General features: G+C 49.4%; 21 protein-coding genes, 1 tRNA gene and 1 pseudogene. 8 read left to right on the top strand and 15 right to left on the bottom strand.

The window, feature by feature from the left end; all coding sequences use genetic code 11:
- Positions 1-116: 116 nt before the first annotated feature.
- The 3 genes from KDD30_RS17865 to KDD30_RS17855 all read right to left on the bottom strand — a co-directional run bounded on the left by KDD30_RS17865 (position 117) and on the right by KDD30_RS17855 (position 2438).
- The gene (locus KDD30_RS17865) at positions 117-539 is read right to left on the bottom strand and encodes an organic hydroperoxide resistance protein (RefSeq protein WP_211651353.1); all 423 of its coding nucleotides are present in this window, start codon (positions 537-539) and stop codon (positions 117-119) included.
- Between the two features lie 184 nt (positions 540-723).
- A complete protein-coding gene (locus tag KDD30_RS17860) occupies positions 724-1953 on the bottom strand; it encodes an MFS transporter (protein ID WP_211651352.1) in 1230 nt (409 codons plus the stop codon).
- The gene (locus tag KDD30_RS17855; protein ID WP_211651351.1) at positions 1950-2438 is read right to left on the bottom strand and encodes a nucleoside deaminase; all 489 of its coding nucleotides are present in this window, start codon (positions 2436-2438) and stop codon (positions 1950-1952) included. The genes KDD30_RS17860 and KDD30_RS17855 overlap by 4 nt, the downstream gene beginning before the upstream one ends.
- Positions 2439-2622: 184 nt before the next feature.
- Here KDD30_RS17855 and KDD30_RS17850 point away from each other — a divergent pair, with 184 nt between their 5' ends.
- Positions 2623-3069 carry a DUF3429 domain-containing protein gene (locus KDD30_RS17850; RefSeq protein ID WP_211651350.1) on the top strand — a complete coding sequence of 149 codons (447 nt, stop codon included), beginning with the start codon at positions 2623-2625 and terminating at the stop codon, positions 3067-3069.
- 69 nt (positions 3070-3138) lie between these two features.
- Here KDD30_RS17850 and KDD30_RS17845 read toward each other — a convergent pair.
- From KDD30_RS17845 to KDD30_RS17800, 10 genes and pseudogenes are all read right to left on the bottom strand, one after another.
- Positions 3139-4522, bottom strand: a pseudogene (locus KDD30_RS17845) (FAD-binding oxidoreductase).
- 374 nt (positions 4523-4896) lie between these two features.
- A complete protein-coding gene (locus KDD30_RS17840) occupies positions 4897-5802 on the bottom strand; it encodes a hypothetical protein (RefSeq protein ID WP_211651349.1) in 906 nt (301 codons plus the stop codon).
- Entirely contained in the window at positions 5799-8249 is a 2451-nt protein-coding gene (locus KDD30_RS17835; RefSeq protein ID WP_211651348.1) for a fimbria/pilus outer membrane usher protein, read from the bottom strand. Before KDD30_RS17835 ends, KDD30_RS17840 begins: the two co-directional genes overlap by 4 nt.
- Complete coding sequence (locus tag KDD30_RS17830) at positions 8246-8959, bottom strand: fimbria/pilus periplasmic chaperone (protein WP_211651347.1); 714 nt, start codon at positions 8957-8959, stop codon at positions 8246-8248. Before KDD30_RS17830 ends, KDD30_RS17835 begins: the two co-directional genes overlap by 4 nt.
- A 16-nt stretch (positions 8960-8975) precedes the next feature.
- Positions 8976-9680, bottom strand: a complete 705-nt coding sequence (locus tag KDD30_RS17825; protein WP_211651346.1) for a hypothetical protein — start codon at positions 9678-9680, stop codon at positions 8976-8978.
- Positions 9681-9740: 60 nt separating this feature from the next.
- Positions 9741-10280, bottom strand: a complete 540-nt coding sequence (locus tag KDD30_RS17820; RefSeq protein ID WP_211651345.1) for a hypothetical protein — start codon at positions 10278-10280, stop codon at positions 9741-9743.
- 90 nt (positions 10281-10370) lie between these two features.
- Entirely contained in the window at positions 10371-10844 is a 474-nt protein-coding gene (locus KDD30_RS17815) for a hypothetical protein (RefSeq protein WP_211651344.1), read from the bottom strand.
- Positions 10845-11045: 201 nt separating this feature from the next.
- A complete protein-coding gene (locus KDD30_RS17810; RefSeq protein WP_211651343.1) occupies positions 11046-11699 on the bottom strand; it encodes a LuxR C-terminal-related transcriptional regulator in 654 nt (217 codons plus the stop codon).
- 612 nt (positions 11700-12311) lie between these two features.
- Positions 12312-12402: transfer RNA gene (locus KDD30_RS17805), tRNA-Ser, on the bottom strand.
- 137 nt (positions 12403-12539) lie between these two features.
- Complete coding sequence (locus KDD30_RS17800) at positions 12540-12977, bottom strand: NUDIX domain-containing protein (RefSeq protein WP_211651342.1); 438 nt, start codon at positions 12975-12977, stop codon at positions 12540-12542.
- Positions 12978-13087: 110 nt separating this feature from the next.
- Between KDD30_RS17800 and KDD30_RS17795 the strand changes: the two genes are divergently transcribed.
- Entirely contained in the window at positions 13088-14215 is a 1128-nt protein-coding gene (locus tag KDD30_RS17795) for a M14-type cytosolic carboxypeptidase (RefSeq protein ID WP_211651341.1), read from the top strand.
- 80 nt (positions 14216-14295) lie between these two features.
- On the opposite strand, the gene KDD30_RS17790 is transcribed toward KDD30_RS17795, so the two are convergent.
- Entirely contained in the window at positions 14296-15618 is a 1323-nt protein-coding gene (locus KDD30_RS17790; RefSeq protein ID WP_211651340.1) for an IS4 family transposase, read from the bottom strand.
- A 326-nt stretch (positions 15619-15944) separates the two neighbouring features.
- Here KDD30_RS17790 and KDD30_RS17785 point away from each other — a divergent pair, with 326 nt between their 5' ends.
- From KDD30_RS17785 to KDD30_RS17775, 3 genes are all read left to right on the top strand, one after another.
- Positions 15945-16148, top strand: a complete 204-nt coding sequence (locus tag KDD30_RS17785) for a hypothetical protein (RefSeq protein ID WP_211651339.1) — start codon at positions 15945-15947, stop codon at positions 16146-16148.
- A gap of 361 nt (positions 16149-16509) precedes the next feature.
- Positions 16510-16944, top strand: a complete 435-nt coding sequence (trxC, locus tag KDD30_RS17780; protein WP_211651338.1) for a thioredoxin TrxC — start codon at positions 16510-16512, stop codon at positions 16942-16944.
- Between the two features lie 295 nt (positions 16945-17239).
- Complete coding sequence (locus KDD30_RS17775; RefSeq protein WP_211651337.1) at positions 17240-18094, top strand: hypothetical protein; 855 nt, start codon at positions 17240-17242, stop codon at positions 18092-18094.
- A gap of 70 nt (positions 18095-18164) precedes the next feature.
- Here KDD30_RS17775 and KDD30_RS17770 read toward each other — a convergent pair whose 3' ends face one another.
- Positions 18165-20159, bottom strand: coding sequence for a methyl-accepting chemotaxis protein (locus KDD30_RS17770; protein ID WP_211651336.1), 1995 nt, complete (start codon positions 20157-20159; stop codon positions 18165-18167).
- A 376-nt stretch (positions 20160-20535) separates the two neighbouring features.
- Here KDD30_RS17770 and KDD30_RS17765 point away from each other — a divergent pair, with 376 nt between their 5' ends.
- The 3 genes from KDD30_RS17765 to KDD30_RS17755 all read left to right on the top strand — a co-directional run bounded on the left by KDD30_RS17765 (position 20536) and on the right by KDD30_RS17755 (position 24484).
- Positions 20536-22623, top strand: coding sequence for a TonB-dependent siderophore receptor (locus tag KDD30_RS17765; protein WP_249199403.1), 2088 nt, complete (start codon positions 20536-20538; stop codon positions 22621-22623).
- A 137-nt stretch (positions 22624-22760) separates the two neighbouring features.
- Positions 22761-23687, top strand: a complete 927-nt coding sequence (locus tag KDD30_RS17760) for an SMP-30/gluconolactonase/LRE family protein (protein WP_211651335.1) — start codon at positions 22761-22763, stop codon at positions 23685-23687.
- Between the two features lie 35 nt (positions 23688-23722).
- Positions 23723-24484 carry an IclR family transcriptional regulator gene (locus KDD30_RS17755; protein ID WP_211651334.1) on the top strand — a complete coding sequence of 254 codons (762 nt, stop codon included), beginning with the start codon at positions 23723-23725 and terminating at the stop codon, positions 24482-24484.

The raw sequence follows: 24484 nt of genomic DNA, 5'->3' as shown, positions 1-24484 counted from the left end.
CTCATTCCATACACATTGCATTCAGCGATATTTTCTCTCTTGAATGACCACTCAATGAAATTGAAGCAAGATCAAAAAAAGGGCTCAATCGAGCCCTTTTCAATCTTGAGCCAAAGTTAAGCAACCACTAATTCCACACGGATATTACCGCGGGTTGCGTTTGAATATGGACAAACCTGATGTGCCTTTTCAGCCAGTTGACTCAGCTCGTCCTTTGCCATGCCAGCAACAGAAATATGGAGTTCGACATCAATCGCGAAACCAACCCCTTTCGGGTTTTCACCAATACCGACCTGAGCCGTGATACTTGGCTCAGCCGGTAATTTAATGCCATCCTGCGCGGCCACAAATTTCATCGCCCCGATAAAACAGGCCGAGTAACCTGCGGCAAAAAGCTGCTCAGGGTTGGTGCCTTCGCCCCCTTGTCCGCCAAGCTCAGTTGGCGTACTCAGTTTCACTTTCAGTTTTCCGTCCGCTGACTCGGATGCTCCGTCACGCCCGCCAGTGGATGTTGCTTTTGTTGAATACAGAACTTTCATTACTTTTCTCCAGTCAGTGAATGCTATCGTTCATCAAAAATCGTTATCTTCACGCCTTCGGCGCAAAGGAAAGTGTCACCGTCATCAGGCTGATTGACAGCCAGAACGTTTATCTGGCAACCGTTTCCAAGCCTTCCTCGTTCAGGTTATCCAAGTAACTGTAGTTGATTCCGTCATGAGATGACTATCCGTGAGGGATTCTTTGCCGTTTCGCAACGAATCCGGCCTCCCCCATCACCTCGCGATACAGACGCGGGTTTAACCGCAGGTAAAGTGCACCGGTTATCACCACAAATCCCAGATGCATCAGCCAGCCTGCTTCGTAAGATGCCGTGAGATCTTGCAGGACAGCAATCAGCCAGGGAGACACTGCGGCAATCATGAAACCACCGCCCTGCATCAAAGCCGCCAGCGTGCCAGACGATTCCGCAGATTCCAGATGGTCCAGCGCCGTCACGATCACCAGGGCAAAACTTCCGCCCAGTCCGGCGCCGCATATCCCAACCCAGAACATGGGTGACATTTCCGGCCAGGCCGCCAGCCCATAAAAGCCCACCGCCTGGAAAACCACTGTCAGAAAAAGCCAGGGGCGACGGTCCTGAGACCGGCGGGCCAGCACCGGCAGACCGACCGCACTGATGGCCTGACAGACCGAAAGCACCACAACCAGACTGGCGCTGTCCGGCTGGCGCCAACCCAGCGACTGATAATAAGGTGCAAGCCAGGCCACCAGCGTGGAATAGCCCGAATTTACCAGTCCAAAAGCGAACATCAGCGTCCAGGTGCGCGGACGGCACAGTAATGCCTTCACGAGATTGCCGTCCTGCTTTTTCGATGCCGCAGCGACCAGAAATCGCAGACAAAACAGCACAGCGACCAGAGCAAGTACCGCCAGCATGGCCAGCGACTGACGCCAGTTCAGGCCAATTTGCATGAGATGTGGCATCCCATAGGCCCCAAGGGCGCCACCGACCATCAGACAGGCAGAATACAGCCCGGTCGCCAGTGCGATATGCTTCGGAAATGTTGCTTTGATCTGGCCCGGCATCGCCGACTGAATCAAGGCGACGCCAGCCCCGCAAAGCACTGCGGTCAGCAGGAAGGTCACTTCCGTGGTGACCGTGAATCTGAAAGCACAGCCTGTCAGAATCGCGGTCAGCGCAGACAAAACGGCAGGACGGGTGCCATATCGTGACAAAATCACTGGCGCGATAAACGCGCCCATGCCCATCAGAAACATCGGCAGTAAGGTCAACAGCGATGCGCTGTAAGCGCTCATCGACAGATCCTGCATGATGGTGTTCAGAATGGGTCCCGGTGCCACCAGAAACGGGCGCAGGTTCAACCCGATCAAGACAATCAGCAATAACCCGACCCAATTTGAAATGCTGCGCTGTTCAGCCGGATGCTTCATGAACCATCCGACTGCTGCTGAAATCTTTGCCAGTGCTGATATAAATGATTGGCGTCCTGATCCGTTGTGGTGACGGGCTGATGTGATATACGGGCCCATTGTTGCTGTGCCAGCGGTTTTGACAGGTCGGCTGCAATCTCAGCCGTTGACAACCCGAAAGGTTCAGCCTGTTCATTGGCGTAAGCAAAGACAATCTCGGTAATACCGGACATTCGCATTGCGGCCATACACATCGGGCAAGGCTGACCACTGGCATACACTTGACACCCCGCCAGCCGGGGCGATTGCAAGGCTTTGCCAGCCTGACGCAAGGCCAGCAGCTCGGCATGAGCCGTGGGATCACAATCGGCCTGCATCCGGTTCACACCCGTCGCAATGACCTGATCATCTTTGACAACCACGGCTCCGAAAGGGCGGCCGCCCTGCTTGACATTGTCTTCAGCCAGCGCGATTGCCTGCTGAAGGAAAGGATTGAGTGGGGTCATCAAATGCCTCGTTACTGCTTGTTTTCGTCGATGATGTGACTTGATCGGTTCAACTATACGGGGTCAGCCGCCTGAGATTAAATTAAATGCGGCACTACAAAGTATTCGAAAAACAAATACCTCGCCACAGAAGGCTATAGTCAAAAGACAGCATGAAGTCAGTTTCGGACAAGAGGAACGAGGAATGCAAAATCAAAATACCATCATGAAACAGCTGGGTTATCTGGGCTTACTGCCTTTTGTCGTGACGTTGCTCCTCGCGATTGCGGATATCCGGCTCTTCCAGCTGAGCGGTCATCAGATGTTTATTGCTTACAGCGCTGTCATTCTGAGTTTTCTGTCCGGCATTTTGTGGGGCAATGCCATCGACCACAGTTCACATCGGCTCAGCAAAAATGCGCTCATCCTCAGCAATCTCTTTGTTCTGCTGGCCTGGGGTGCCATCTTGCAGGGCAATAAGCATGCACTGATTGCGACAGGGCTTCTCGCCTTGGGTTACCTGGCCGTGTGGTTCTCGGAAAAGCTTATCCGGCAAACCGAAGGGGAAACGACACCCGCAGATTATCAGCCACTGCGAAACAGACTGACCGCGGGTGTGATCCTTTTGCATGGTGCGCTGATGCTGGCTTAGCAATCCGGTATCCCAACCCAAAGCACTTCACGATCTCGCTGAAGTGCTTTCAGTGCTTTACCATCTGGCTCAGTCTGGCTTGATATTCTGATTCATCCGGAACAGGTTGTTGGGATCATATTTTTTCTTCAGTGCCACAAGCCGTGCATAAGTTTCACCATACGCAAATGCAACGCGGTCACTTTCATCCTGAGTCAGAAAATTGATATAAGCGCCGCCACTGGCGAAGGGCTGGGATGTTTTGAAAAACTCCCGTGCCCAGCCAATGCAGGCGTCATCTTCCGCCGGGGTCTCCCAGCGGCCATGCACGTTCATCACATACTTGGCATCGCGGCTGGAATACGCCATCGCATCCGGCGCAATCCGGGTTGTCTGACCGCCAATGGTTCCGATGAAAATTTCACAGTGCGGAGAAGGCAGCTTATTGGCATATTCAATCAGCACATCGAGTACGTCTTCTGTTAAGTCTGTGAAATTGTGCGATTTCCAGTAGTTGCGCGCCCCCGGAGTCAGCAAAGGATCAAACGCCTGCTGCCAGGCCGTATAAGGCTGTACACCCACATGTTCGCCGTAGGCTTCACCGAAACCGCGCAGTGGTGCAATCAGTTTTTCACCTTCATCCGGGTCACCGAAATAACACAGAGCCAAGGCAACAATTTCCCGGCCATGAACCGATTCCGGCAAAAAAGGTAACGGCGGTGCCTTACGGGTCACCATCCAGACATTTAAGGCTTCAGGCATCGATTCCGTAAAGCGTGCAAACTGAGTCAGCACCGACTTCGCCTGATCAAATGGAAAAACGATCAGACCACTCAGCACATCAGGCCCAACCGGATGCAGCTGAAATTCAAAGCTTGTGACCACACCAAAGTTCCCCCCGCCCCCCGGATCCCCCAGAACAGATCAGCGTTTTCGGTTTCACTGGCTTTGACTTTCGTCCCTTTGGCGGTGACAACATGCACCGATAACAAATTATCGATCGTCATCCCATAGAGGCGACTTAACCAGCCAAAACCACCGCCTAAGGTCAATCCTGCAATCCCTGTGGTTGAGTTAATACCCAATGGTGTCGCAAGGCCATACTTCTGAACGGCCGCATCCACGTCACCAAGGAGACACCCCGGCTCAACGACCACTTTCTGCGTGTTTGGATTGACATGCACTTCATTCATCAGTGACATATCAATCATTAAGCCACCATCACACACGGCATTCCCGGCAATGTTATGTCCCCGCCCCGGACAGACAGTAACAAATCATGCTCTCGTGCAAAGTTCACCGCCTGAACCACACACTCTGCAGAGATACATCGCGCAATGATCGCGGGTCGACGATCGATCATCGCATTCCAGATCTCGCGAACTTCATCATATTCATCATCTTTGGGAAGCACGACCTTCCCCTGAAAATGTTTTTTGAAGCTCGCAATAGATACGGCCTCTAACTGGCTCATACCTGCCTCCAAATATGTTCTTATCCGGCGCCGCACACATTCCCCGGCAGTTCGGAAGAGCAACAGCCTGACAAGAACAAAAGCAACCTTGCCCGCTTGCAGTCGCTCAGATTCGGGCGGCAAGTCAAACAAGGTGCTGATGCGGCGAATGCACTTCAGGCGTCAAACCTGACCCTGAAGATCAACCTTTGTATGAGTAAAACGTAAATGCAGTAAAGCGGCTGTCCCTTATTGAGACACAAGGAAAGTTATTGTTGAAGACGAGACGGCTCCGGAAGGTCTCTGTTGCGATGGGGGCCCGTCCCCATCACAACAGAGGTTCATTCGGCCACAAAGCCGTATTGACTGATGCAGGAATCAGTCAACGGTTCACCCTAATGAACCAGAGACGGGGTCACCGTGATTGTGATGACATCTTCATACTGTCCGGCCGGCTTATTTCGGACATTCCCGATGCGGAACATCATCGAGTAGCGGTCACCGACTGCGCTGGCGGGCTGCCGGAAGCTCAGTAAACTGCGCCCCGTCTGGAGTGGGACAGACCGGTTGTTGACGAAAAAGCCGTAATCCACATCCCACTGGCTGTCACCGGAATCATGCCGTAAGTGGCCCCGATTCTGAGACTGGAATTCAATCGAATAATCCGCCGTACTCTGAACCAGCAACTGCGGGGTCAACTGACGTGTTTCGCCCGTTTCCAGTTCTCCAAAATCCACCTGATACTGATGGCGGTCGTTGGTTCCCCACAAACTGACACGGGCCGTTTTGTTCACTTGCACCTGAAATTCAGCATTCGTCTCATCGTAGATATTGGTTCTGTTGAGCGGATACTCGACCGCTGAGTACTGAAACAGATTACGATACTGGCCGTGCGACACATACTGCTGCGAAGCGAATTTCAGCTGATAACCGACCGTTCTGATTTCTTTCGGCTTCAGATCTCGGATCACAATCGCCAGCCCGTTCTCATAAATAGCGCCCGAGTTTCTCCCCGCCAGAATCTGATATTCCAACTGTTGCGAACGCTGTGCTCCCCGAAACGCATTTTGCCGAGGTTTGATCAGCAACACGGTATCGCACACGCCGTCAGGACTGTTATTTTTGATATCAATGAAGTGATTCTGGATCAAAGCAAAACTGCCCGTCTCAAACATATCGTAATTGATATTCCTGCCTGAATTTTCCAGTCGGATGTTCTGCAACGACAAGTGACACGTTTTGGCTGCCCACACCGGCACCGAGCCCAACATCAGGATGAAGCAAATGAAGTAAGTTTTCATTGTCCTGCCCTTATCTCACCAAGCCGGATGATGTTACCGGCACTTTCAGGGATTGAGAGGTTAAACGTAAACGGCTGCTGGCTAAACACACTCACCTGATAGGCGCCGGGTTTCAGCCCGGTAATCGCAAAACGGCCTTTACTGTTGGTAAAGAAATCAACTGGTGCAAAATCCGGATCGCCCTGATGGACAGCACGTCCCTCGGTCAGCGGAATCGGCTTGTTGCTCACATCAAACAAGTACCCCAAGGCTGTCATGTTTGCGTCGGAGCCAATAGTTAACCGATAACTGCTGCCGTGTTGCGGGTTAATCGCAAAACCCCCTTCGCCCAGATCGTAACCTATGGGTAAATCTTCCACATCATAATCAATCCGCTGCGGCCGGTAAGACACAATATTCGGATACAACATGGACCCCAGAAAATCAGACTGAACGGCAAATGTGCCATCGACTTCCGGATTGATCATGACGGGACTTTCAGACAGAGAATCATGCACCGAGATAATGGCGAAGGCATCATTGACAGGACGCCCGATGGCAAAATCGGAACCGCTGAATGCCGTGGCACCCTGAATGCCCACCCGATTCAGGTTTGAATAGTTGCCGTCGACATCCACCAGACTATCGTGATCAAATGTCATGATGTACCGGTTCCCGGTATAGTTGGCCGACACGCTGCCCGAAAAGTTTTCATCGTCATTATTTTCAACCAGCGCAAATACACCGACACCGCCGACCGAACCCGTATTTTCGTTATAGCTGTAACGGACCTGAGAGCGGGAATCGACCGAGTCATAACTGGCGCTCATCTGATGATTCGTATTGAGCAAGGCATCGATCGGGATAGAGGTTGCCAGAAAGAACTGCCATTCATCGGTATCCGGATCCTCATCATTTTCATACGTCGCCCGGATATTCCAGCTGGCAGCCGTTCCGAACCAGGAACCCGCGAGGGTCGGCGTGACCGCATAAGCCAGATCATGGCTGTACAGATAGCGGGCATTGGTGGCAATGCCTGCAGACAAACGGTCCGTCAGAAAATAGTTGTAAAACAAATCGACCCGATGTTCGACCCCATCCGGGTTTTCAACGAAGCTATCAATCTCGCTGTCGCTGATACTTGAAAATTTCGGAGAGTAATATTCATATTGCGCATTGAAGGTAAACACTTCAGATGGAGAAAACGCGTCATACTTCAGCCGCAAAGCATAACCGTCATCCAGTACCTTGTGCTGGCTGTAAGCAGCCTCAGCCCCAAATAAACCCAGAGCATTTGCAAATCCGGAGGTCACACCCGCCTGCGTGACATGCTTTCTGGCCTGCATGTTTAAACCAGCCGTCACGGATTCGGTGATCCCGTAATCAAACCCGGCTGAGAAAACGTAATCCTCTTTATCATACTCCAGTTGGTCATCCACCAATTCACTGTCAATGCCCAAGGACACCGAGTATTCATATTCCCCGGCAGCCAGCAGGTTGATCCCAGTCGCGATATTGAATTGAATCACTTCCTGGCGGCCAGAAGGATCGGTGATGACCAACTGGATATTGTTCACCCCGGTCGTTAACGGTAGATCCCGAATATCGTATGCGCCGGGCGACAGACGAATGCTTCTCATCAGAATACTGTCAATATACACATCCACACTGGAAGGGCGCTCAATCACAAATTGCTGGTTTGCAATCGGGCGAACATTTTTCGTTGGAATGATGCCAAAATCACGGCTGATATTCAGACCCAAAATACTTTCGCCACTCTGAAAGCCATAGGTTCCGAAAAACAAATCCCCGTATGTCATCCGGGTCCCTTCATCCGGAAAATCATAAGTGATCTGAGACAGCAGACGATAAACATTACTGTCTTCATCATCAATATCGAAGGCAAAATCATTGAACAGGTTAATTTTCTGGTACCGCAACCCGGTTTCGATGACGTTACTGGAAAACCAGTCCAGTGCGCTTTGATCGTCATTCAGATAACTGGCAGATAAATAGTAATTGGCATAGCCACTGAAATCGTCAATCGGTCTTGCATTCACAAGGGTTTCATCCCCCTGAAACAGATACAGTCCGCTGTCGGTCAGCATGGATTTGGGAATCGAAATCGAGGTTTCAAGTGTGGTAGCACTGAGGTCCAGATCAATCTGATGGACCGCCAGATCATCACTATTGATAAATCCGTCTTTCACAAGCGGCTGGATTTCCGACAGCTTCTCGGGCGTCAGTTTCTGGGATAAGAAGTTTGCGATGGTGTCGTATTGGACGAAGAGTTTTTTTTCGGGTGTGACTTTCACCACAGCCTCACCAACCGGCTGACCGTAAAAGTTCAGCAAACTGGAAAAGGTAATGGTTCTGGGGGTGACCAGATCTGTTGTCGCAAAACCGCTGATGCTGCCCAAAAACAGACCGCACAAGACAACCGTTTGCGCACAGCATCCTTTCCTCATGGCTGCCTCTTTTTCAGTGTGACCTGTCCAAAAGTTCGGCCGGATAAGAGTGCTTTCGGCAAATGAATTTCTGTTGTCTGCCCAGCAGGAATAAACGCATCCGATTCACTGTTGGCGATCACATCACCGGTTAAGATTTCTGGCTGATTCTGTCCGGGGCTGGAAAAACTTAAATCGTAATGGCTGAGTTTTGTATATTTAGAGCCCAGATTCTGCACCATAAAGTCGATGCCATTGGGCGTTTGCCTGACCGAAATCGGGGTACTTTGAAGCCGTTCCTGATGCTGACCACTGGCAACATGCACGATCACGTTGTAGTTAATCTGGATCGCAATATGATTCCGTTGATTCTCAGTGTCCTGATTCATCGCTGAAAGCTGAACGCTGTAACTTTGAGACGCTTTTAACGGCGCAGTGCCTGTCCACATCAGCATCAATACCTGTGAACGTCCGGGCGCAATGCGAAAAGCAGGTGGCATGACAATCAGATCGTCCCGGGTGGCCGGGGATGCCGAATAACCATCGGATTCAAAATGCAGTTGCATCACCTGTGCATCGACCAGCTGAGTGGCAGCAGAATTATTCCTGACCATGACCTTTGTGCTTCGCACGGCAGCATCTGACTGAATCTCATGAACCAGCGGGCCAACTTCAAGTGCCAGACATCCCCACGAGACACCCCACAGCAGCGCAATGAACATCCATTTCATGCCTCATCCTTTCGCTTTAATTGACTTCTTTCACTTTCAATGAAAGCTGGTCACGAACCACTATGTCTTTGTTTAGCTTAAATATAGTCTTGGTTGAGCTTAAGGGAGGGAAAAATGTTGCATCCATGAAATTCGCAATGTCTTTACCAGCAATGGTCACGGGGCCCTTCGCTGTTTGTATCAGCCAGTCCGCCTTGGTTGCCCAGCCGTGTTTGTTACCCGCATTTTCAATAAGCACTTCCCACTGGCCATTCCCGATATGTTTGGCACTGGCAAGCTGTAAATTCGATTGGGCACGGTTCGGTGCAACCGTCACAACGGCATCGTAACTCACCGCCATAGAAACCAGACTGCCGTCTTGCGGTTGATTCTGACTGTTTTCCGTCATGACCTGATTAAACTGGATCACGTAAGCTTTCGAGCGGGTTAATGCGGGATCACCAAGATATCGCAGCATTACCGCCTGCGTTGCCCCCGGTGCGATCATGGCTGTATCGGGAAGAATTAAAATGTCTTCATCCGCAGGCACGGCACGATATCCGTCGTCTTCCCATTTGAGTTCCATGGGAACAATTTCAACCTGAAGCGGCGTTTCAAACTCATTTGAGACCATGAATTTTTGCTGAGCAAGACTGCCCGATGCGCCAATCTCAACCGTGACCGGCATAATGCCAAAGGCGAAACTTTTCATTGAAAACAGCAGTAAGAATAACCAGCGCATAAATCCTCCTGATGAAATAAGTGGGAGCATTGCTCCCACTCTTTTTTATCCCAGCATCAATTAATGGTATTTCACTGGGGTTACTTTGAAGTAAGCGATGTCAAACTTGTGACCCGGCTTAACTTTCTTAAAGTCATAAGGTTTGCTTTTCACGACGATGTCCAGAGAATCGCCCATGAAGTTGTTGGCAAACATTTGATAACCTTTATGACCATCTGCTTTGGTATCAAACTTGTAGCTACCCGACTGGATGACATATTCGACATCTTCATCACCATGGTGATCATACAGACCTTTCAGACCATCGTTTTTGGTTTTCACCTGAACATCAGCCTTACGGGTATTACAGTAAATTTTCAGCTTTTTGGATTGTGACGTTGTTGGACTCCAGGCATTCAGTTTGCCCAGGTTGACATAATCCATACCATCAAACCGGCAATAGCACTTCTCTTCAACTTCCGCGATAATTTTCAGCTCACAGACATCGCCATTACAGTTACGACCATTTTGTGGGCCACGGTCACGTCCGTCGGCATATGCAGTCATAGACAGTGAAGAAAGAACGAGTACTGTTGCAGCTGATAACATAAACTTATTCATGATAAACTCCATCATTGTTTAATAATTAACGCATTTATATTTATTTTACTGCTCTCACTTACAAACACTCACAGGTACAAAAATGAATGTTCATAAAAGACTTTTCGGATACAAATTAATTTTCAGTGTTTCTTCATAATGGCCAGCCATTTCAAGTTGGTCGATAAGATTCACCCGAAGCTGCCCCCGACTCTCAAAGGGGACTTTTTCAATATTGACGATTTTTTCATGAGCCCTGCTTCGCTGACTCTCACCGTGAATATTTAATCCAGCCTTTGGAATTTCTAAAGAGTATTGATATCGAACAAGATAACCACCACTTTTTAAGCCGCCATTCTGAGATGAAACCGATATATCAAAAGGCGAGTTACAATAAAAACCGAAGGATATTGTTTTTGCTGTTACATCAGATAAATCAACAGAATCCATCAGATTGTAAATACTGCACTTTTGACTGATTTTACCCTTCAAGTTTAATCTCACACTTTCATTTGCGGATGCTGACATCGTCATCAGGCACAATATGATTCCAAGTTGTTTTTGAAATATCTTGTTGTCTGACATTCTCGAGCACCGCTTCTCATCTCTCTTATTTAATATTCTAGTGTGTCTTTTTCATCGTAAAGTATGAGAAAAGTATGAATGTCACTTCACCAGCCATCAAAACTTGAAACTCAAAGGTCAAAACCAGAATGTGCTGAGAAAAAAAGAAATAAAAAAGGAGGCATTGCCTCCTTCGTTATAATCATTGAATAAAATTGACAATTAATGTTGCAAGAAAAGCTGTTCCCTGGCCCAATCGCGCGCCTGACGACGGTTCTTGACATCAATTTTTTTAAACGCATTATATAAATGCGTCTTCACTGTACTTTCACTCAGAAAAAGCAACTCTGCAATTTTTGCGTTGCTCTCACCTTGCAAAATCAGCTTCAATATATCTTCTTCTCTTTTTGTTAACGTCATTGGTTTTTGACTGACTGCATTTTGCCTTTCCAGCATATCTTCCCTGTAGAATGCAATTAAGTCGGCCATCACCTGACGTGAGAACCAATATTCACCGGATGCGACTTTCTGCGCACCGGCAATCCAAAACTGAAAGCTGGTGTCCTGAGGAAAAATACCATAGCAATTTTTCCACTGGCGAACGAGCTGATAGTCATAATCGGATTGCACATTCGCTAGAATCAACTTGTTCGACTGTTTCCACAACTTTTGCGTCAGCAGACGAATCGCATCGATTTCCGGAACCTCGACATCAAGAATCAAGATCGCGCTTCCTTGCCTCACGAAGCACTCTAATTCTGAAATTTCAGACACTTGCACAATATCAAGTGCCCCTCTATTTTTCAGCACATTACACAGCGCATCACTCTGAATGCTTTTTTTGGTGTAGAACACAAACTGAGGATTACAACACATGACGGCTTTCCTATATCACTCAATCCTTGTAATTATCTACCTAGCAAATAAGTTCACTTATCTCATTGTTGAGAATATTGAGACAGAGTTGATAAGTAACTATAAATAAAAGACTTTTCAATTATTCCGGAAAGTAGAAAAGGATTAAATTATGGCACACTTTGAGACAGTGTTAAGAAAGTGATAGGCACTGCTGTACCAGCGCCAAACTGGCGTTCTGACTGCGCTCGCAGTCTGTGACTTTATGCCAGCGTTCTTACGAAAATTCAGACGAAAAAAACCGCTGAGTGATCAGCGGTTTCTTTGAAGATGGCGGAGCCAGAACAAGGTATAGGGGGATTTTCAAATCCCGGATTCGCTCCAGCAGCATCAAAACGAAAAAGCCCCGTCTGACGACGAGGCTCTCGAATGTGGCGGAGCCAGAACAAGGTATAGGGGGATTTTCAAATCCCGGATTCGCTCCAGCAGCATCAAAACGAAAAAGCCCCGTCTGACGACGAGGCTCTCGAATGTGGCGGAGCCAGAACAAGGTATAGGGGGATTTCAAATCCCGGATTCGCTCCTGCAGCGTCGAAACGAAAAAGCCCCGTCTGACGACGAGGCTTTCGAATGTGGCGGAGAGATAGGGATTTGAACCCTAGATACGCTATTAACGTATGCCGGTTTTCAAGACCGGTGCTTTCAACCACTCAGCCATCTCTCCGTAAGTTCGGCGAATATTACGGGTTACTGGCCACGCTGTAAAGTAAAAAAAGTTCAACTGCTCAATATACAACCAACCCGAAGTTTGGGCGGTTCCTGAATGCGCAGATCGGGTAAAATCAAATCAATAAACACGAATCATGCGTCTAAATCTGAAGCCACAAAACCTTCAAACTGAGTGGTGCCCGCTCTCAGGATTCCCCGTAACGCAACCGGGTGCAGCGCGTAGCTTTCTAATTCGGACAGTCTGGCCCAGAAGAATTCCAGATGAGGCTCTCGCGAAACGACAGGCAGCGCTTCTGTTCTCCCCGCCAGAGTCGCCCGAAAGATTAAAGCGATTTCGGTCTGATGCTGGTCGCCTTCAACCCAGTCGTTTTCCGCAACACCAATCAACGCACCGATCCGCGCTTCAAGTCCGGTCTCTTCAAAAATCTCTCTGACGACCGTGGCCGCCGCCACTTCAGCAAAATCAACATGCCCGCCGGGCAAAAAACTCAACGAATCACCAACACGTTTCACAAGTAATACCTGATCCGCAATCTGGATCAGTGCCCGGGATGAATAATGCAACGTCACGCTCTGTTTCCCTTCTTCATTTGCAGCTGGCTCAGCTTAACCACATGCTGAAACGCTTGCCAGAACTATGCTAACCTTTTGGCTTCAATTACCTGATAAGGTTCAGCGCAATGAAAATTTTTAGTCATTTCGAAAGCGGCAACATTCATGTTGTCAAAGCCGATCAACCTGATGATATTCAACTCAAGATCAACAAAGACCATCAGTCTGATTTTTACCAATGGTTCCACTTCCGTCTGGAAACTCAGGCTCAGGTTGAACATGCTTTCGAGTTACAGGATCTGGCCACATCGGCGTATCCGGAAGGCTGGAAAGATTACGATGTCGTTGCTTCATATGATCGGGAAGAGTGGTTCCGTATCCCGGCTGAGTTCGATGGCGACACCCTGAGATTCCGGGTGATCCCGGAACAGCGTTCCATGTACTTCGCTTACTTTGCCCCTTACAGCTATGACCGCCACCTGGATTTACTGCATCAGGCGCAGATGAACTTCAACTGTGAACTGGAAACTTTAGGCAGCACACTGGACGGGAACGATATCAGTTTACTGACAGTCGGCGAACCAGACGACACCAAGAAAAAAATCTGGGTGATTGGTCGCCAGCATCCGGGCGAGACCATGGCTGAGTGGTTCATTGAAGGTCTGCTGCAACGGTTACTGGATGATACCGACACCGTTGGCCGCGCATTGCTGGACCGTGCCGTGTTTTACATCGTCCCGAACATGAACCCGGATGGCAGCATTCGCGGCCACCTGCGTACCAATGCCGCGGGCGTGAACCTGAACCGTGAGTGGCTGTCCCCAAGCCTGGAGAAAAGCCCGGAAGTGTATGTTGTACGCGAGCGGATGCAGCAGACTGGTGTGGATATGTTCCTGGATATTCATGGGGACGAAGCGATTCCATACAACTTTGTTGCAGGTTGTGAAGGGATCCCATCCTATGATGAGCGTCACGCAACCCTGGAGCACAACTTCAAACAGGCACTGCTGACCATCACGCCAGAGTTTCAGGATGATGTGGGCTACGATAAAGATGCGCCGGGTGAAGCGAATCTGAGCATGGGGACGGCCTGGGTCGGGGAAGCATTCAAGTGCCTGGCATACACAGTAGAAATGCCATTTAAAGACCATAACATTCAGCCGGATGCCTTCTATGGCTGGTCGCCGGAGCGCAGTCTGGCCTTTGGTCAGGACATGCTGGCCGCTGTTCGTGCTGTCGTTGATCAGCTGCGGTAAGCATAAAACCGTTAAGCCACGCTGTGTGCTTCAAGACACCAAAGCCAGTGCGTTTTCACTTAATGCCGTTCGGATAAGCACTAGCGCTTATATCTGAGTGGATAACGGCAAGGTACGTGTAGCACCGAACGTGGGAACGTTCGGTGCTTTCTTTTTTTGGGTAAAATGAAATGTTTTATATCTTCGCGCATTCGCTGCAGCTTCTTTGGTAGATTACCATCAGGTAACACAGCCAACACTCTGAGTTGAGTGTCTATCAAGCTGATTGCTGCTGTGAAGCTGATTCTTGTTGGTTCAACTTCGGCGTCCTCTGCAATTGAAACCATTTCCAAACGTATCAAGTTATAGGCCAGTAATGCTCCCCACAGCTCTTGTTTTACCCCTTCTGGAAAGCGGCTCCGTAAAGTTACATGACTTTGAAGCTGTGTTTGTTTCAGCTCACCAAAACTTTCCTCAATTTCCCAACGTTGCCAGTAAACTGAAAGCAATTGCTCCATTGGATACTTTTCCTTATCCAGCAATGAAGTGATAAAGCCTTTTATTTCTCCTTTCGGGTGTTGGTAGGTTACCAAGCGAGCCCGCCATGTGTCTGGTAAGGTAGGATTTTTGGCTCTGGCCTGTGGAGATATGGGCATCTCAATCAGTAAATCATTATCACTGTAACGGTCGATAACTTCGTATCGAAGCCCAGACTTTACCGGCGTTAACCAGTGTGAATTACAACCAAATTGTTGCCAGCTAAGTAATAGTTCTGCAGAAAAGTAGCAGCGGTCAAACAATGTCAGGGAGTTATCCGGGATATCCATCAAAAGCCGTTGTGCCAAACTAATTTCACCGACATCGCAGCCATCGAAGGCAACTCCCAGCAGCATTCTTGTTGAGGTAGACATCAGTCCTACCATGCGTAATTGGGGGTAAGGTTTTATCGTTTTAGAGATGAACCCAAAAGTGTCTGCGTTCTCAGGTGAGTCTTGGCACCGAAAAACAGTACCATCAACGGCGAGGATATGCAGTCCAAGAGCATCCTGTCGGGATAATGCCTGCTCTCCCCAGGCAACGCTGGATGTCTTGAATAAATAAGCCATTGGTGCTTCACCAAGACGTTTTCGACAGTCAGTCAGAACACTCGGTGCAACATGAGACCAAGTATTGGTTCCTGCTGACTGCAACGCAAGATCCATTGAACCGCAAACCTCTTTGATGGATTGGTTTCGCATCAACCCCATGAGAATGACGAGCCAAACAGCTTGCTGAGCGGGCAATCGGCGGCGCCGAATGCTGACTTTATCTGTTGCAAAAAGGGATTGCTCTATCCAATCCACATCAAGCAAATTGATAACTGAATCAAATGAGCCACTTTCTTCCACAGACTCAAAGGCCAATTCAAGCTCTTGTGCAAACATAAAAAAATCCCTAACCAGCAAAGTGATTAGGGATTATCTATCAGCCACAGGATCATTCAAGCCCTCTTAAACGATCGGCATTAGTGCGTTTTCACTGGCTTTTTTTGACCCGAACTGACCGTTTTTCCAGCCCATAGATTCAAGGCCGAAAAGGCGAAAGATACCCCGGTTTCATCGCCTGTCAAAGCTGATTTTTGGCCTTATCGCAACTTCCTGTCACAAATCCGCCCTTGCTCACAAAGCGTGATTGATCTGCTTTGTCGGCGCCAGAAAGCTCTGATAAAGATATGCCTGATTTCGACGCATCATGCTTTCAGGAGGTTATTGTGTCTATCAACTCACTTGATTTTTCAGATATGGCTGACGCCACACACAAGTGGGATCAGCAAGACGAGACCGGCTCAACAGCCAAAGTCTCTGCCAATAAACGTCAACAAGCTGCCGCGAGACGCCGCATTGAAATGCTGCGCGATATTCGCGAATGCGGACTCACCATTGAGGAAGCCAAAGAGCTGGGTTTACTGCACTGATTCCAGTAACAACAACACGTTTCGAAGTACCTTCCTAAATTCAGGCTAATGCATTCGATTGGCATTAGCCTTTGATACCTTTCTGACCCGGCAAGCATTCATCGGTTTCACCGATTGCAGTAATACCAATCAAGGTAAGTCAGTGATCAAAAATAGCGCAGGAAAAATGTTTGAGAACAAGGCAGATTTTTTAGATCAGTAGTCATTCTACAATCAAAAAATCTAACGCAGTGATCGAACATTTTAACAAGCTAGGATGACCAGTGATTTACTGCGATTGGTATAATGACTGAACAGCACTTTCCTGTCTGCCAAATTCTCAGTACATTAGGCACATTCTGGATATCAATGGGAAATCAACATGTCGACAATGACAACCCGCTGCCCGCATTGCAAAGGGCTGAACCGTGTCCCGGTGGCACGCATGAATGACAACGCAACCTGTGGCAGCTGTAAAGCCGCGCTGCTGGACGGCAAACCGCTGGAAGGCACACCAGACAACTTTCAGGCTCTGCTACAAAGTGAACAGCCAGTCATCGTCGATTTCTGGGCCCCCTGGTGTCATCCGTGTGTTGGCTTTGCGCCCATTTTTGAAGATGTGGCTGCCGAGCGAAACGGGCAGGCACGTTTTGTCAAAATTGATACGGAAGCTCAGCAAGAACTGGCGGCGCAATATCGCATTCGCAGTATTCCAACCATCATGGTGTTCAGACAAGGCCAGCTTGTCGACACACTGAATGGCGCCCTGCCGAAATCTCATTTTGATCAATGGCTGAATCAGGCACTGACGAAATAATCCTTGCTCAGAATACGGCCTTGCGCCGTATTCTGTTTCGTTCAGTCATCGATTCGTACTTTGGACGCACACGACCCGCTCAATGCATGCGACACCATAAGTGACCCTGTCACCGATCTGCAACCCAATCCCCTGCCAGGCAAACTGACTGGACGGATACGACCCCTTGAGAAAATCAACACAGAGTCAAATGTGAAGTCAGTAAAAGCTGTGCAAAGATCTCAGCCTTAATGCAATGTCTTTTGTCTCTTTTTTCCTATAATTAACATCATGTTAGGAAACGGGCCGATCGGATATGCAACACACCCCTTATCGTATTGGTATTTTCATGGCGGGATTTCTGGTGCTGACAGGTTGCAGCAGCCTGCCCCGTTCACTGGGTTTTGGCAGCACCTACAGCATGTATGGCACGACCCAGGAGTTTCTGAGTGAGAGTGAAGCCCGGATCAATGGCGCAGTCATTGACCAGGGAAGGTACTATCCGAAGAGTGCCTATTCCTATACTTATCGTTATTGCAGTGCTGCCCCTGAACAGGCTCGCGAAGATATCGCGGCATATCAGAATCTGGCCAAACAGGTGTGCGATGCCAACGGCGGCAACATGGTGCATCTCCAATCCGGCTCCTGGTGTGTCGCCGAGGCGAATACTGAAGCGGAACGTCCGCTCTTTTTCGCGGCCATCAACAGTACAGAACAATGGGCCGACCTTTGTCTGGATGGTCCTTTTGTCACGTTAAAAGTCATTGAAAATGATGGTGCTCCAGACAATGAATGGTACTTATCTGCCATGGCGCTCGGCTATCAGCCTTATACGATTGACCGGGAGCTGGTGGACGTTCCTCCGGAAACCATTATCCAGACCGAAGCAGCCAAAGCGCCTGGCAGCAACGGTACCTGGACGGCCGAAAGCGAACATATTTACACCAGCATTGGTGAACGTGTCTGCTTGTTTGAAAAACCCGGCCGGGGAAATCCGGGGTATACCTACCGGGGAACCGTGCAAAATTCAGAGAATGGCAAAGTCCGGGTGCTGATCACTGAGAAATTCAGAGGGGATATTCGAACCGCGCCTTATCTCGAGCCTCTGGAGTGGCATAACGAAGCTTATATCACCGCCAACGCGAGTTCGTGGTTCGTGTGTTCGACTTAGGTCTCAAATCCAAAAAAGCCCGGTCAGTTTATCAATACCGGGCTTTGAATGAGAGCAGGCAAACTTCGGGTTAAACCACAAATTTCTTCATGGCGTGATTGAGATCTTCGACCTGCGATTGAATGACCTGAGACGTCTGGTTGGCAACAGTGCAGTTTCCGGAGACATCATCCGCAGAAGCGGACAACTGATGCACCAGCTCGGCGACAGACTGTGACACATTGGATTGCTGCTCGGTGGCGACGGCAATATCACTGACTTTCTGAGAAACTTCATTCATGTAACGCACCGTATCGCGCAGCATTTCATTGGCCGTTGCCGTTTGCTCCGTCCCGACTTTCACCAGTGACTGACTTTGCTCAATCACTTTCACAACCTGCTGGGTCGATCCCTGAATCGCTTCAACAATGGCGTTAATTTCTGTCGTTGATTCGGTCGTCCGTTGTGCCAGCAAACGCACTTCATCAGCAACCACTGCGAAACCACGGCCAAGATCACCGGCTCTGGCCGCTTCAATGGCTGCATTCAGTGCCAGCAGATTGGTTTGCTCCGCAACGCCCTGAATCACCTCTGTGACATGTTCGATCCGATCGCTGTCAGCACTGAGCTGCTGCACCATGTCACTTGCCTGACTGATTAATGCGTTCAGCTCTGAAACCGTTTCATGGTTCTGTGTCAGCGCTTGCTCGCCGTTCGTCAGTAATGACGAAGCGTTCACCAGATCTTCCGACGCCAGTTGGGTGTTCTGAGCCGTCTCGTGCGCCGTTGCGGACATCTCTTCAATCGCAGTGGCAACCGAGTTGATCCGCTCTGCCTGCTCACTGACCTCACCGGCTGTATCTAAATTGGTGGCCAGTAACTGATCCATACTGGCATTCACGGCATTTGCCTGATTCGACACCCCGGTGACCAGCCCGGATAAGGCAACTGACATCCGGTTCACCGCTTCAATCAAGGTCGCAATCTCATCAGAGCCCCGGTTCGTCATGGCCTGCCCTGAGAAATCACCGTGAGAAATTTCTTCGGCACGCTGAACCACGCTGCGCAGGCGTGTCCCAATGTCACGGCCCAGCCAGGTTGCAATCACCAATGAACACAAGCTGGCAATGGCCGAAATGGCAATCAGCAACATCACCACTTTCTGAACACTGCTGCTGATCGCTTCACCACTCTGAGTCGCAACGGTTTGCTGTTCCTGAACAACGGTGTCAATCGTCATTGCCAGCTGCTCAACAGCCAGCAGCGTTTCAGTTTCTAACTGGTAATACGCTTTATTCCAGTCCTGTGCCTGACGCTGCATGACCACATCCGTCGCCATCGGCAAATACAAGTCCTGCATTTCTTTATACAGGGCCCAAAGGCTCTGCTGGCTGTCACTCAAACTGTCTTTCTTGCGATCAATTTCAGATACAGCGCGGTTATTCTGGCGTAAGTAATCCTCAAATTTATCCAGATTCTCCTGATTCGCATTGATCAGAAACGCGCGCAGCTCACCGACCCCGTTCGATAAAGTCGTGTAGGCATCGGTAAACAGCTTCATCAGACGCTTCCGATCGTCTCCAATCAGGTTTCCTTCTTCTTCGTTAATCATGGCCTGGAGCTGATCCAGCGCGACTTCTGCCAGCGGTGCCGCTTCAGACTGAAGCAGATGATGTGCCGGTAAATTCTCTGGGGTATGGCTCAGGGTCGCGACAGCCAGTTCACTGGCTTTCAGGGACGCCCAGTCCATGCGAACCAAATCCAATTGTTCCTGAGTCAGATGCTGCGCTAATCGCGTTAACTCTTCATCAACCTTGGCAAATGCATCATCCATCTGCTGACGGTATCTGTCCTGACGCACTTCATCAGCAGCCAGCATATAGGCCCGCAAACTGGATAAAGAAAATTCTGCATTTTGCTGAAGTGATCGGCTGGCATCAACGGTCGGCAAATCCACACTCAGCAATGAGTTCGCGTGGGTTTCGACTTTAGACACCTGAAGATAAAGAAGAATCGCAGCCGCTAGGAAAAGTGCGGTCAATAAAAGGAAGCTTATCCTCAGCTTCCTTGCAATGGATAATTTCATACTGGCTTGTCCGTTCACATCAATGTCCCACCAATATAATGATAGTGGTATTGATTGTGAACGCTTTGTCATCAAAGTATGAATTTTTTCAGCATTTCATGCGGAAAATGTCTAAAAAGCACACAAAACATTAAATCATTTGAATATTTATGCCGCCGTTATACCCATTTCATTGACCTGACCGATACATTCCATTGAACTTTTTATGCATCAAGATCAGTATTTAATAGCATAAATCTGTGTTTTATTGATTTTTTATGCTCAATCGACATAAAAACTTGATCAAAGTCACACCTCGTACCTAAACGATCAGTATAATCGCAAATCAAAATAATTATTAATTCGAATACTTTTACGATTTGTTCAGGGTATCCAAATGACTTCGACTCACTCCCATCCAAGCCTGAGTCGGCTTGGTGCGTCCATCAAAATGATCTGCCTGCCTGCTTCGCTGCTTGCTTTCACGCTGCCAGCCATGGCCGAAGATGCAGCCAACACCGTCGCTGAAACGGATCTTGAAACCATTGTGGTGACGGCTTCAACACTCAAAGTGGAAGCGCCGTTGGCGGAAACACCACGCACGATGGCAATTGTTGATCAGGAAAATCTGGAGAAGAACCAATTCCAGAAACTGGATGAAGCGCTCCGCTATCAGGCCGGTGTACTCTCCTCACCTTATGGTTCAGATACAGACACAGACTGGTTTAAAGTCCGTGGCTTCGATGCAGCCACTTATTTAGACGGGAACCGCCTTTTCACGACGGGCTATTATGTCTGGACATTGGAGCCGTTCGGTCTTGAACGGGTTGAAATTCTGAAAGGTCCGGCGTCTGTGCTTTATGGTGAAGCCCCTCCGGGTGGTGTTGTGAACGCGATCAGCAAACGTCCGACCGATACGCCGGAAGGCAATATTCAATTCCAGACCGGGAACCGTCACCTGAAACGTCTGGGCGTCGACATTTCGGACGATGCCAATGACGACGGCAGCGTGCGCTATCGATTGGTCGGTCTGGCCAGTGAGCGTGACGGTACGCTGGATGGCACTTATAACAACCGGTACTACTTCGCGCCGAGCCTGACCTGGGACATCTCTTACGACACCACGATCACTTTCCTGGCGAGCTACAAGGAAGACAAGGGGGTGCCAACCAACCCGTTCTTCCCGATTTACGGCACCTTAACAGATACACCGCAGGGTAAGATTGATCCGTCGACCAATCTGGGAGAGCCGGACTACGACATTAATCAAAACAAACAAATTGCATTGAGCTACGAATTAAGCCATCAGTTGAACGATACCTGGAACATCAAGCAGAATGCACGATATGCCCACACGGATTTGCTGCTGCGCAGCACGTATGCTTTCAGCAGCGACAGTTCAGCCGATCTTACGCGGGGGCTGACGTACAAAGACGGCACAGCCGACAGCTACAGTCTGGATAATCAGGTGATTGGCACCTGGTATGGGGATCGAACTGAAAATACGTTGCTAATGGGACTGGATCTCCAGTACTTCAAAAACAAAGATGGTTCGAACAACAGTGCAAATATGGGAACGATCAATGCCTTTGATCCTGTGTACGGGCAATTTACCCCCGCCAATCCTAATGCAACAACCTATGCCCGAATCAAAAAAGAACAAGCCAGCCTGTATGCAAAACATCAGTTGAAGTTTGACGGAAAGTGGATTGCAACCATCGGTGGCCGGTTTGATGATGTCAGCGTGAAAAACGACGGTGATGACATTTCAACCGACAATTTTTCGCTGAGCGGCGGACTGATGTATCTGTCTGATATCGGGCTTTCTCCTTACATCAGTTACGCTGAATCTTTCGAGGTGATTGCATCCATCGACCCGACGACCAACAAAGTTTACAAACCGCTGGAAGGGGAACAGGTTGAAGCGGGTGTGAAATATACACCAGCGTTTGTCGACGGTTACGTGAATCTTGCCGTGTTTAACATTGAACAAAACAACGGTCTGGTCACTTCCGAAACCTCCAGTGCACAGACACAGGCCGGGGAAGTGAGCTCCAGAGGCGTTGAAGTAGAAAGTATCCTCAAGCCAACTGAGGAGATGACACTGGCGGTGAACTACACCTACAACAAGAGTCAATATAATCCGTCTGAAGGGGCTCCTAAACAGCAAACTGCCCTGATCCCGCGCCATATGGCCTCAGCTCAGGCTGATTACAACTTTGCTCAGTTTGGTGTGGAAGCTCTGACGCTTGGTGGCGCGGTCCGGTACATCGGTTCATCTGTCGGCTACTTTTCCGGAGAGAAGCTCAACGTACCCGCTTATACCGTCTTTGACATGCGCGCGCAGTATGACATCAACAGTCGATGGCAAGCCCAGCTCAACGTCAGTAACCTGTTTGACAAAGCATATGTCTCAGCGTGTGACTACTGGTGCTACTACGGTGAAGAGCGCAGCGTGATTGCGACCCTGAATTACCGCTGGTAATTCTTTCCCCCTGCTTTCACACTGACGCACCCCGGAACCCTGCTCTGTGAGCAGGGTTTCTTTTTTTGAACGAAATCCAGCCATCACGACCAATTAAACCTATAGTGATACAAATTATATCATTTAAGGTTGAATTCATGATTTCTCATCAAGCTGTACCGATCCACACAACGCTCGCAGAGATTGGCGAATCGCCGATCTGGATCGCATCGGAACAATGCCTGTATTGGGTCGATACGGAGCGCAACTGTATCCACCAGTTTTTTCCTGCAAACCAGCATGAAAACACCCGACTTGTGCCTGTCCCTGCAACGGCCATTGCGCCGACATCAAACGGCGGCTGGCTGGTCGCCACCAAACAGGGATTGTATCGGTGTGATGCCCGGTTTTGTGATTTCGAATTCGTGGGTGATCCGACTGAAGGCCAACCAGACCTTCGCCTCAATGACGCTGTAAATTGCCCCAATGGCGATCTCTGGTTTGGCTCTATGAACGACACCGTTCTCGAGCGGCCGGATGGCTGTGTCTACCGCTACGATGCCCGGCACCATCAGATCACGCAGTTAGACCAAGGCTATGCCGTTGCCAACGGCATCGCATTCGATTCTGCACGGCAACGCGCCTACGTCGCGAATATGTTTTGTGGTCAGGTGATGAGGTTACAGATGCGTGATGACTGGTCTGAAGTGCTCAGCAAACAGGTCTTCATCCAGCTACCGGACGACGCGGGGTTACCCGACGGCTTGACCACAGACTCAGCGGGTAACCTTTTCGTGTGTCACTGGAATCAGGGCCGGGTGAGTGTTTTCAATCCCGAGGGTCAGCACATTCATCAAATTCAACTCCCGGTCAGGCATGCCACCCGCTGCACCTTTGGTGGCCCGCACCTTGATCAGCTTTATATAACAACCGGATGGTTTAGCATGTCGGATGCAGAACGAAGTGAGCAGCCACTGTCGGGCCGGACCTTTGTGATCCCGTCGCCTTTTCCGGGAAAAACTGAGCCTGTCTTTAACGATGCACTGTTGCATCAACCTTTTAGCGTTCAGGCGGACGGGCTATAATTCCCGGCATTCAGGCGCGAACGAGTTCAGACAGAATGGAAAATGAAAATAAAGCCAACGCCGTCAGCCGTATTATTGAAATTGTGACGCAGACTGCCGGCCATGAGCAGCCCGTGCCCTTGCCGGATCTGATCTTTCATTCTGAGATCCCTAAACCGACGTATCACCGGTTGGTTCAGCAGTTGGATGAAGAAAAATTTCTGACTGCAGATGAGCGGGGGAATGTGTATCCGGGCGCTGAACTCAAACGGATTGCGCTGAACCTGAACAACCATAATGAGCGCCGCGCTCAGTTGCAGGCGATTTTACACGGGTTGTCCCGGCGGGTGAATGAAACCTGCGGCATCGCCATTCCAGATGGCAATGGGATGGTCTATCACGAGCGGATTCAGACCAACTGGCCGCTGCAAATTGTGCTTCCGCTGGGTATGAAAACACCGGTCTGGGCGACAGCATCCGGCAAACTCTTCCTTAGCACACTGACCAAAGCGCAGCGTGACCGGATTTTTGATCAGACCGATCTCATCAAGCTAGCCAAAAATACCCACACAGAGCGGGAAAACCTGGAACAGGAGCTCCGGTTGATCCGGGGTCGTCAGGTCAGTGTGGATAACGAAGAATTCATCGATGGACTGGTGGCTGTGGCGATTCCGGTATTGTCGGAAGACGGGAAGTTTCTGGCTTCTCTGTTCTGCCATTGTCCGAAAACCCGGAAGAATCTGGATCAGTTACTGACTTTCTTACCGGATCTGTCGCGAACACGGGATCAGCTTCAGCAGTTTCTGATGTCGCAGTAA

It is taken from the genome of Photobacterium sp. GJ3 (assembly GCF_018199995.1).
Classification (GTDB): domain Bacteria; phylum Pseudomonadota; class Gammaproteobacteria; order Enterobacterales; family Vibrionaceae; genus Photobacterium.
Note: the sequence above shows the minus strand (reverse complement) of the source record. Positions and strands in the feature narration are given on the sequence as shown.